The organism is Levilactobacillus lindianensis (genome assembly GCF_003946095.1).
Lineage (GTDB): Bacteria > Bacillota > Bacilli > Lactobacillales > Lactobacillaceae > Levilactobacillus > Levilactobacillus lindianensis.
The window spans coordinates 24,855-33,367 of the sequence record NZ_RHOD01000022.1; the positions used below are offsets into that span (position 1 = coordinate 24,855).

Below are 8,513 nucleotides of genomic sequence, written 5' to 3' on the forward strand. Positions count from 1 at the left end.
TGACTAAAGATATAAGAAAACGTCATAGAACCCTAAAAGTCGTTCCAGTTTGTGGGGCGATTTTTAGTGCTCGTGATTAACGGTTGATTTTACCCGGTAAACTGTAGGGAAACAGAGATACCAACCAAGAAAAACAACTAGTTTTCAACCCCCAGACTTGACTGTAACGTTACAGGAGGGTTTAAAATAGCAAGTATCATGAACGGAACTAAAGGCAAAGGTGGGCAAGTATGACAACGAGTGAAAAACAACGTGAACATATTAGTGTACGAGGTGGGAACGTCCACAATTTAAAAAATATTGATGTAGACATTCCGTTGAATCAGTTTGTGGCAATCTCAGGTCCCTCGGGCTCCGGGAAGAGTTCGCTGGCCATGGGAATTTTATATGCGGAAGGGTCGCGGCGGTACCTGGAGGCGCTATCCACCTACACTAGACGGCGAATCGGTCAAAGCAAACGGTCACAGGTCCAGGAAGTTCGGCATATTCCCTCCGCTATCGCCCTGCGGCAACGGCCGGGCGTCCCTTCCGAGCGCTCAACGGTGGGGTCAATGAGTGAGTTGTTTAACGTCGTACGCCTCATCTTCTCACGTCTCGGCTCGATGGTTTGTCCCAACGGGCATCGGATTGCCCCCAGTTTGAAGGTGGCTCAGGCCATGGATCTCCCGGGTGGCGCCGACAGCAAGATGGGTTACGTAACCTGCCCAGAGTGTGGCGTCGAGTTCATGGCGAGATCTGCCGAGGACTTTGCCTTCAATTCCGGCGGGGCCTGCCCTGAATGTCATGGGACGGGGACGGTTCAGACCTTAGACGAAGATAAATTGATTGGCGATGAGAACCTCAGTCTGTCTGAGGGCGTCGTGGCTTCCTGGCATTTGCCTGGCCGAAACTTTATGCCGACGGTGGCGGAGACACTAGGCGTGCGCGTTGACGTGCCCTACAAGGACCTCACCGACCAGGAGAAAGACATTGTCCTCAATGGTGCCAAGAAGCAGTATCCCGTGGACTTTCGGACGTCGACTGGACGGGTTTTCCATACCGACAATACGTTGTATGAGAATGCCCATGAAGCCGTCTACGATTCTCTGAAGACGGTGAAGAGTGATCGCGCGATCAAGAAGGTCAACGAATTTTTCCACTTTTCTGTCTGCCCGACCTGCCACGGGACGCGGCTGAATCCAGAACTCTTGACGCAACTAGTTGGGGGTAAAAATATTGCGGAAGTGTCCGACTTGACTCTGGGATCGTTAGCCGGGTGGCAAGCGGCGGCGAAGGAAGAGTTGCCGACTGAGATGAAAGCCATGGCTGATGTGCTCTTCAAGAATCTGACGGATACGTTGCGGCCTTTGCTGGAACTGGGATTAGATTACCTGACCTTATCGCGAAACGGCAATACGCTGTCGACCGGAGAACTCCAACGACTCCAACTCGCCAAGACCATTCGGACGGAGACGACGGGTGTTCTGTACGTCTTGGATGAACCCTCCATTGGCTTACACCCCGATAACGTTAAGGGACTCATCCGTATCTTTCGAGAACTGATTGCCCAAGGAAATTCTTTGGTTGTGGTTGACCATGAAGTCGACATCATTTCAGCAGCCGATTGGGTGATTGAGATTGGCCCTGGGTCGGGGGATGCCGGTGGTCAAATCATTGCCGAGGGCACACCCCAAGACCTGGTGGGAAATCCCCAGTCACTGATTGGGCCTTACATTTCCGGGCAAGCCAAGATCATGCATGACAAGGTACCCGCTAGCTCAAAGGCCAGCGAGCTCACCACGCAGTTTGAGGTGCAGAATTACTTTAATCTACACGACGTGGCCGTGACCATTCCTGGAAATGAGATTACGGCGGTCACTGGATTCTCTGGTGCGGGTAAGACGAGTCTGATTTTGGATAGCCTAGTCCCGGCCATTCGAGCCGCGAATGCCAAGGCCGCCCTGCCGAAACAGGTGACGACCCTGAAGACCCATTTGAAAGATGTGGTATCTGTGGATGCCAAGCCGATTGGGAAGAATGCCCGCTCGACGGTGGCTACCTATACCACCATCATGGATAATCTGCGGCGGCTATTTGCCAATCTACCAGAAGCGAAAGCCAAGAAATTTAGTCTCGCTTACTTCTCGTACAATAACAAGCAAGGGGCTTGTGAACAGTGTGGCGGACTGGGTACCATTACCCTGGATATTCAATATTTGCCGGATATGGAGGAGGTCTGCCCTTACTGTCACGGCGCGCGGTATAAGGACAAGATTCAACAGATCCGTTGGCACGGCTACAACATTGTCGACCTACTGAACTTATCGGTCCGTGAGGCGTTAGGCGTCTTTGAAACGGTCCCTAAGATTGAGAAGCAGCTTCAGTTGCTGGATGAAATGGGGCTGGGTTACCTGCATTTGGGCGAAAGCACGCCGAGCCTGTCTGGTGGGGAAGCCCAACGGCTAAAGCTCATGAGCCACTTGAACAAACGCCAAGCCAAGACCTTATTTATCTTCGATGAACCTTCCGTCGGCCTGCACCCCCAGGACGTACAAACGCTGCTGGGTGTGATCAACAGCCTGAAGGCTAAGGGCGCCACGGTTATCATCATCACGCATGACCTTGACCTGATGGCGAACGCTGATTACCTGATTGACCTCGGCCCCAAGGGTGGGCAATCCGGTGGCCAGTTGATGGCGAGCGGTGAACCACAACAGCTGATCAAGACGACGAAGAGTCTGACGCTGGATTATTTGAAGGCACATTTTGAAAAATTTCATTTAGTTGATTAAATCTAGTGACTCAAAAAATACTTTATGTAGGGCTTTGATTGCCAGTAACGAATGCCCTCAGGGTGAATTGGAGTCGTCTCACACAGTGGGGCGGCTTTTTTTGTCACGGACAAATTTACAATTGGAATGCAGCATCTTACCAGATGGTTAGAGTCAACGACCAATTAATGTCGAAACAAGTTACCGGATAGACACAGTATAAATTGTTAATAACATATAGAAAATTCAAATGGATTTCGATATACTGAAGTCAGTTCATAACAGTTGAGCAATTATTACTATTCTGTGGTAATCAGTGGCGTCCAGCAACCATTACCACAGGTTTAGGAGGCGTTTGACATGCATTGGGGAGCAGGAGTCAGTCGATATCAAGCTACACGACACTTTAAAAGCTGGATGGTCACCGCGGTTATTTTAACTGAAATTGGTGGGCCGCTCATCACACCGGTGAGGGCACTAGCGGCGACCACGACGGCTGAACAGGCGTCGGTTGGATCGGACGTCGATCGGTCAGGGGAGGCGCTCTTGGGGAGTGCGTCTTCAACGGATAGTTCGAGCGAAGAGAGTCAAAGTGAATCCAAAGCACCGGCGTCAGGAGGTACCGGGTCCGCGACGGCTGTGTCGGATGCTGTGGCAACTCATGAAACAGTGACCGCGCCAGAAGCCGGGAGCAAGCCAGAGAAGTCAAAGGTGCCGAAGCCCGCTACGGCTAAGGTTGACCGACCACGTGCGACGAGTAGACAGGCCACCGAGTCGATTGATCAGTGGATGCCGAATAAGCGGCTCCAACGGGCAATCTTTTATCAATTAACCCATCTCATTCCAATTCCGGATGATGATAAGACTTGGCAGTCAACCGCTGATATTACGAAGGATGATATGAAACGGTTAAAGGCCTTATTTATTGGTTATTTCGGCGGTGAGAATGGCGAGTCGACCTACAATCCGGGTGGCGAAGAATACCGGCTAGATGGTCTGGAGTACGCCACTAATCTAGAAGTCCTCATGATGGGTGGTGGGGGCAAGAATGCGGCGCCTTATCAAAATTTCGGTAATATCGAGAACGTGTCGCCGTTAAATAATTTGACACAACTGAAAAAGTTATGGTTGAGTAATAACCGAATTAGTGATGTGTCGCCATTGGCGGGGCTAACCAATCTCACGGAGTTGCGGCTGCATGATAATTTTATCGCGGATTTTTCAAGCCTGAAAAACATTCCGGCTGATGTCAGTGACAATGACATGTTTCAGTACATCTTTCCGGATCCCATCAAGGTTAACTCGTGGACGCGTCACGCTCACCTGACAGTTCCGATTCACTTACAAAACGGTGAGTTAGTCACGGGCGTCGACCAACAACTTGAGGATATGTATTTGAACCACCATTATGTGGGTGGTGCCTTTGGTTACGGTGGTGAACCCGTTACCTTTTGGTACACCCAAGGAGGTGAGGTCACCGAGGATGGCCAGGGTGGGCTCGATTTTACGAATATTCGTGACCAGGCGGCGTTCCCTCCAGGTGGCGATCAAACGGGTAATTACTATTTCTTAATTGCAAAGTATGTGATAGACAAATACTCTTTTTGGATTGTCCAGAGGTACGATATCGGCGAGGCTGCCAAGCCGGTCACGGTGAACTATCAGGATGAGCAAGGCCATGAACTGGCGGCCAGTCAAACTCTGAATGGGGATATTGGTGATGATTATCGGACGGAAGCTGCCAAGATTCCCGGCTATGAGCTGACAAGAACGCCCGTCAACACGCAGGGAAAATTTGGCGATGAGGCGATCACGGTAACCTATGTCTATCGTAAACTAGCTCCGGTGTCACCAGTTACCCCGCCGATACCGAATCCTACCCCAGCCCCGGGACCGACCCCAACCTTGCCGGCTATTAAGCAAGGTCGTGTGACGGTGCACTATCAGACCGCTGAGGGGATGCCGGTTCACAGCGATACCAGTGTTGTCGGTCAGGTGGGGAGTATTTATCAGACGCAACCACTGTCACTGCCAGGTTACCAGGTCGTTGGCCAGCCGACGAATGCCGTCGGGATCTTTGGTGAGCAGCCGGTGGACGTGACTTACACCTACGCACCTAATGTGGTGAGTGGCGGTCAGGGGGATGGGTCTGAGCCAGCCAAGCCATCCGTACCCGTCGGCAACGAGACGGCAACAGGTAACAGTCAGACTGGTCAGCCAACTACGACGTTGCCGCTCCATACTGGGAGTGCGTTTGCGACCGCAACGAAGCCTGAGAAACCATCGGTGGCCTTGCCTGCGACGAATGAACGGGTCACGTCGATTCGTTGGTTAGGTTGGGTCGTCTTGGTGGCCGGCCTTGGTGGCTGGTGGTTTAAGCGACATCGACAGTAGAAACTAATGACCGAGGTATCCGCGACGATAACGGATGCCTTTTTGCCATATTTGGAAATGTGTGAAGCTGGTTTTGTAGACTTTTGAGTGAATTTTTTTAAAAATGTCACTGGCCTAAGCGCCTGTACTTGGGCGATCACAGAAATGATTACGATTGAATTTCCCTTGTCTGACTAACAAAGTGTTTCGTGGTATGACCTAGTATTTTTCTGGTTTAGTCGTTATAATGGAACTAGTTAATACGAAACATTATTACATAGTCAATAAATTTCCAAATGACAACTAGACCGTTTAACTAGGAACCGCCAGTGAGGAGCGATAAATCATGAAGCCTTTGGATAATAGTAAACGTCACTACAAGATGTACAAGCAGGGAAAATTCTGGGTATTTGCCGGAATTGTAAGCGCTACATTGGCATTTGGCGTTCCAGTGACGGCCAACGCCGCCACTGATGGGCCGGCAGATCAGGTACCTGTTGCCCAAAAGGCACCCGATTCGGAACAGCCAGAACAGCCGGCGGCTCCTGTCGCTAAGGTCGACGATGGCGAAGAGAATCTGCCAACCGGTGAAGAACAAAATAATCCTGCGCCAACTGTCACGGCCGATGATAAAGAGACGAACGATGATAATGATGTGGATAAGGATAACCAAGCGGACCACATTGTAGCTCCCGTTAAAAGGGTGGAAACAACATCCAAGCGAACCCTCAGAGATTATGCACCGGAACCGACAGCCGCCCCAATCGCTGATACACCTGCGCCAGTCGCTAAGGCGGACCAGTCTATCGATGAATGGATGCCTAACAAACAATTACAACTGATTGTGCTCTATAACATTCAACAAGAATTACCTGACTTGGATCTGACCAGTGTTGATCAGATTACTCAGGACAACATTAAACAATTAACCAAGTTAGAAGCGGTTGGTGGCAATCAAACGCATAAATTGGATACCTATATTGATGGCAAGACCGCGTTCTCACTGGAAGGGCTACAGTACGCTACCGGGTTGACCTGGATTAATTTAAAGACAACGTTTGGCCTGGGCTCCAGCAAGTATCGTGGCGATATTGTGGATCTCTCGCCATTAGCTCATCTGACCAATTTGGAAACTTTAGACGTCCAACATAACCGTATTCAAGACCTTTCGCCACTAGAAACCATGACCGGACTAAAAGAAGTATACGTAAATTTCAATAGTATCATGGACTTCTCGCCAGTCATTGGCCGGGCATTTACGGCGTCGGCCGCAACCTTTGGCGACTATAACCAGGTGGTGGTCTTACCGACAATTAAGATTGACCCGAGCAACCCCACGGCAACTCTCAAGGTTAAGGTTGTCACTAAGAATGGCGAAAGTGATGCGCTCCAAATCCCTGGCGATGTCATGGTGGTTAATGACTCGAACTACAATGATGGTCAAGATGATCTGTTCAATATTTACTACCAGGGTGGGACGCCAACAGCGAATGCTGATGGGAGCCTAACCTTTAACGACATCAAGGCTCAGGAGCCCGGTGTCACCAGCTATAAAAATTTCAGAGTGACACCATTAGCCAATAAGTATTATTTGACGGCGAAGGTTCAATCTAAAGACAACTACAACAATTTCCAAATCATTCAGCCCTATGAAATGGCTACCGCAGCGGCACCGGTCAGCGTGCATTACGTGGATGATAAGGGGGCCACGATTCATGTCGACACCCAGGTGAATGGGATGGTTGGGGACGCCTATACCACATCGCCATTGACGATTGACGGCTACAAGCTGAAGACCACACCAGAAAATGCCGCCGGGACCTTAGCGGCTACGGCAATTGACGTTACCTACGTTTACACGGCCGATGCTAAGCCAGTCACGCCAGTCGATCCAACACCCGACGCGATGGGGACTGTCACAATCGTGAGTGTTGACACAGACGGCAACGTGTTGACACAATCCGTGAAATCAGGAAAGGTCGGCGATACCTACAACGTTGCCGCACCAACGATTACTGGATACAAGGTGGTTGGCGATACGACTGCCAACGGAACTTTTACCGCTAATAATCAAACGGTTATCTTTACCTACGCTGAGGTTGATAATGGTGGGGATGCCGCCACGGTAGACCCCACGACCCCGGCTAAACCAGGAAAGGTACCTGATAACGCGGGAGATAAGGTAGCGGACAAGCCCGTGGCTAAACCAATCGTCCTGAAGACCCATGGTCAAGGCGCCAAGATTACCAGTCATGCCCCGGTTAAACTGGCTGCTAAGTCAGCTAACCAGGCCACGACTCTTCCACAAACCGGTGACAAGTCCGTTTCTCCGTTGGCCGGCTTGGCAGTGTTGATTGGGAGCTTGGGCACGTTGTTATTCCGGAAGCGGAACTAACAGGTTCTAAATAAAGTTAAGTCGAAAACGCAAAAGATTATGAAAAACCACTTCCAAAACGGAGGTGGTTTTTTGAGTGAAGTTAAGTATTCGAAAGCGCTACGAGGTTATCTCGATGTTGAATACATAGAGTTCCAGTAGGTAAGTAGCGAAGTAGCACAACAGTAATAAAAAAGTGGCGATGCCTGATTGAAAAGGCATCGCCACGTCTGTGTGTCGAGCTTAAATTTTGACGCCAAAATTAATAATCCTCGTCACCAGCAGTTACTAGTGCTTCGGGACGCCACAGAAGCCATCACAGGCACACTTACGGTCAGAGATCATTGGGCAGTGGCAGATCCCATCGGCGCTCGCACAGCCGCAGCCAGGGGCACAGGTCATCCCCGCATGACAGAATGGATTATCCGCTGTCTTTGTTTCGTTCTTTTTAACATTTTCAGTCATTGTGATTACCTCGAATTCAGTATTTTTAGCAGCTTTCCAAGCCGTCCGTGCTGGTTAACGTGAAACCTTCATCAAGTTTCTGGGTCAATTGCACATGTTCTGATTCAGTCAATGTGGCCGGTTCACTCCCCGCGGCGGGATGCGTGAAGACTTGGCGGTACAATTCGGCTTTGGCGTCCGCTGAACTGTCAGCTTTCACCGTTACCGCGACGTCAAGTCCAGCGCCAGTATCGATGTATGCGGTACCGTTGTTGACGATAAAACCAGTTGCAAAATATTCCTGATGATTAACAAGAAAATACGCAGTCATGATTGGTTCCTCCTCGACGAAAAGCTTGATGTCTCCCTTAAAGTGTACTAGCCGGCGTTAATAAAACAACATGGTGGCTGAAGTTGACTATTCCTATGGCAAATTCTATAATTAATCCGAACAGAAATTAAAAAGCCCAAAGCAATCACTTACAATGGTAGTAACTAATTCCAACCAATATAGGGAGTGATTACTTTGGGTACATCTACTTTATCACGTTTTCAACGTGGCGCACTAGCAC

At 49.9% G+C, this 8,513-nt stretch carries 5 protein-coding genes; 3 read left to right on the plus strand and 2 right to left on the minus strand.

What is annotated here, in order from left to right; all coding sequences use genetic code 11:
• Nucleotides 1-230: 230 nt before the first annotated feature.
• The 3 genes from EKM70_RS08855 to EKM70_RS08865 all read left to right on the plus strand — a co-directional run bounded on the left by EKM70_RS08855 (nucleotide 231) and on the right by EKM70_RS08865 (nucleotide 7,518).
• Entirely contained in the window at nucleotides 231-2,771 is a 2,541-nt protein-coding gene (locus tag EKM70_RS08855; RefSeq protein ID WP_125547134.1) for an AAA family ATPase, read from the plus strand.
• 339 nt (nucleotides 2,772-3,110) lie between these two features.
• Entirely contained in the window at nucleotides 3,111-5,144 is a 2,034-nt protein-coding gene (locus tag EKM70_RS08860; protein WP_125547135.1) for a MucBP domain-containing protein, read from the plus strand.
• A gap of 325 nt (nucleotides 5,145-5,469) precedes the next feature.
• Nucleotides 5,470-7,518: a MucBP domain-containing protein gene (locus tag EKM70_RS08865; RefSeq protein WP_057877435.1), complete on the plus strand. Its 2,049-nt coding sequence runs from the start codon at nucleotides 5,470-5,472 to the stop codon at nucleotides 7,516-7,518.
• A 267-nt stretch (nucleotides 7,519-7,785) separates the two neighbouring features.
• On the opposite strand, the gene EKM70_RS11420 is transcribed toward EKM70_RS08865, so the two are convergent.
• Together EKM70_RS11420 and EKM70_RS08870 are read right to left on the minus strand one after the other, a co-directional pair.
• Complete coding sequence (locus EKM70_RS11420) at nucleotides 7,786-7,962, minus strand: hypothetical protein (protein WP_164478995.1); 177 nt, start codon at nucleotides 7,960-7,962, stop codon at nucleotides 7,786-7,788.
• A 25-nt stretch (nucleotides 7,963-7,987) separates the two neighbouring features.
• Complete coding sequence (locus EKM70_RS08870) at nucleotides 7,988-8,272, minus strand: hypothetical protein (RefSeq protein ID WP_125547137.1); 285 nt, start codon at nucleotides 8,270-8,272, stop codon at nucleotides 7,988-7,990.
• Between the last annotated feature and the right edge of the window lie 241 nt (nucleotides 8,273-8,513).

What these genes read in the sequence shown, in the direction of transcription:
- EKM70_RS08855 (WP_125547134.1), top strand. Translation starts at nt 231, where the DNA reads ATGACAACGAGTGAAAAACAACGTGAACATATTAGTGTACGAGGTGGG.
- EKM70_RS08860 (WP_125547135.1), top strand. Translation starts at nt 3,111, where the DNA reads ATGCATTGGGGAGCAGGAGTCAGTCGATATCAAGCTACACGACACTTT.
- EKM70_RS08865 (WP_057877435.1), top strand. Translation starts at nt 5,470, where the DNA reads ATGAAGCCTTTGGATAATAGTAAACGTCACTACAAGATGTACAAGCAG.
- EKM70_RS11420 (WP_164478995.1), bottom strand. Translation starts at nt 7,962, where the DNA reads ATGACTGAAAATGTTAAAAAGAACGAAACAAAGACAGCGGATAATCCA.
- EKM70_RS08870 (WP_125547137.1), bottom strand. Translation starts at nt 8,272, where the DNA reads ATGACTGCGTATTTTCTTGTTAATCATCAGGAATATTTTGCAACTGGT.